2 protein-coding genes and 2 pseudogenes are annotated in these 1,907 nt (G+C 59.8%); all 4 read right to left on the minus strand.

Annotated elements, in window-relative coordinates:
- On the minus strand, window positions 1-269 hold a 269-nt coding region (locus AC1DOX_RS30880; protein WP_477114096.1), incomplete at its 3' end, for a nitroreductase family protein.
- Window positions 270-517: 248 nt separating this feature from the next.
- Window positions 518-1,444 (minus strand): LysR family transcriptional regulator, encoded by a 927-nt coding sequence (locus tag AC1DOX_RS30885; RefSeq protein WP_441624645.1) that lies wholly within the window; start codon window positions 1,442-1,444, stop codon window positions 518-520.
- Window positions 1,432-1,647 (minus strand): annotated as a pseudogene (locus AC1DOX_RS30890) (hypothetical protein); the annotation flags it as partial. The pseudogene AC1DOX_RS30890 and the gene AC1DOX_RS30885, both read right to left, overlap by 13 nt.
- A gap of 133 nt (window positions 1,648-1,780) precedes the next feature.
- Window positions 1,781-1,907: pseudogene (locus tag AC1DOX_RS30895) on the minus strand (carboxymuconolactone decarboxylase family protein); the annotation flags it as partial.

The following is a 1,907-nucleotide window of genomic DNA, read 5'->3' on the forward strand; positions in this document are numbered from 1 at the left end:
ATGATGAGGGTAACGGCGGCTTCGGTGATCGGAGGCTGGTTCCAGGCGATCGGACTCAGCCGAGCTTTGGCTTCATGCGTACGTACGGCGATAAAGCGCCAGTTCTGCATGTGGAAGGATGTCGGCGCGCTGGTGCCGATTCGCACCAGTTCGCGGATTTGATCGTCGCTCAAGGTGGCCGCCGGGTCGTAATACTTGGCGGCGCTGCGGCTCAAAATGGTTTCGATGACCGCGTTAGTCATGGTGGTTCCGCTGGTCTTACGGCTCATGGTGCGCCCCTTTCATCAGGTGGTTAGGAGCCTCAACTGTAGGCCCACCGGATGTCGATTTCGAGACTGCATTTGCTCAATAAAATGCCCAAAAGGATCAAAACAACGAGGCGACCTATCCTCCACCTTTGGTGCGGCATTGAAGAGCGACGTTTGCGGTACGGTTCCCGGATGGGGTCATGCAGCAACGGTACGCGCACATGACGTACGACGCCCGCACCCCGCGCGGTGATTGCCACCGCCGGTGATCAGGCTGCGAGTTGCAGCGCTGCCGCGCCGAAATGCGGATGCCGCGAAAAGATCTCGGCAGCCCAGTTCACGAACACCCGCACCTTGGCCGACAGGTGCCGGTTCTGCGGATACATCGCCGAGATCGGCAGTTCGTCGGTCTGCCACTCCGCCATGATTTCCACCAGCCGGCCGCTATGGATATACGGCTCGGCCATGGCGCGCGAAATGCGGGCGATGCCATGACCTTCGAGCGCGCATCCCAGATACACTTCGGGATCGTTGGTCGAGATCACCGATGGCAGCAGCACTTCGCTGCGTTCGCCGCCACGGATCAACGCCCACGGCGTCGCACGTCCGGTGCGGTTCGACAGAAAATTCACCGCCTTGTGCTGCGCCAATTCCGTGAGATCGTGAGGCGTGCCGAAGCGGCGCAGATAGATCGGCGACGCATAGAAGGCCAGCCTCAGCAGGCCGATGCGACGCGCCACCATCGATTCCTCGAGCGCGCCCACGCGCAGCACCACGTCCACGCCTTCCTTGAGCAGGTCGATCGGCTTGCCGTTGATGGTCAGGTCGAGCTTGAGTTCGGGATACGCATTGACGAAGTCGTGCAGCTGCGGCATCAACACCATTTTCGCGAGCCCGTTCGTGGTGTCCACCGCCAGCGTGCCCCGCGGCGAGCTGTTTTGGTGCGTCAGCATCTGCTCTGCTTCCTCGACGTCTGCCAGGATGCGTACGCAACGTTCGTAATAGGCAGCGCCATCGGTGGTCAGGCTGATGCGGCGCGTGGTCCGGTGCAGCAGCTTGACGGCCAGATGAGTCTCCAGCTTCTGGATCAAGCGGGTGAGCGTGGCCTTTGGCAGGTCGAGCGACTCCGCCGCGCCCGCAAAGCTGCCGACATCCACTACCCGAGTGAATGCCTGCATTGAGACTAGACGATCCATGATGAAAGCCTTCGAAAGKAGTAAGACTTGGAGACCGTTTCAAAAAGGTTTGCAAACGCATGCCTGAAAGCATCCCTGCAGACGAGGGAACAGCCACGCTTTCGGAATGCTTCGTGAATATCCGCCCGACGCTCGAAGCGAATGCGAAGAAGACGGAACTTGTGGAGCTGCGCATGAGTGCGTGCGACCTCCCAGCGGAACCGGTCGGTACATACGAAGAGCCCGGACACATTCCCAAGGCACTTGCCTTGGAGCCTCCGGGCCTTGGTGCTACGTTCGCATCAGATGACACCTTCTATAAGTCCTTCGTAGAAGGTCGATGCGAGCGGATAGAGTTCAGATCGATCCAGCCGGCGTGACGGCGGGAAAGTCCTTCTCGGGATCGAACACGTTATTGAAGAAGTTCGTCAGGGAGTACATGGCCACCAGCGCTACGATCTCCATGACGTTCGCATCTGTGTAG

It is taken from the genome of Cupriavidus sp. 01L415 (genome assembly GCF_056400065.1).

Coding starts and splice junctions, on each gene's coding strand:
- AC1DOX_RS30885 (WP_441624645.1), bottom strand. CDS start 1,444: ATGGATCGTCTAGTCTCAATGCAGGCATTCACTCGGGTAGTGGATGTC.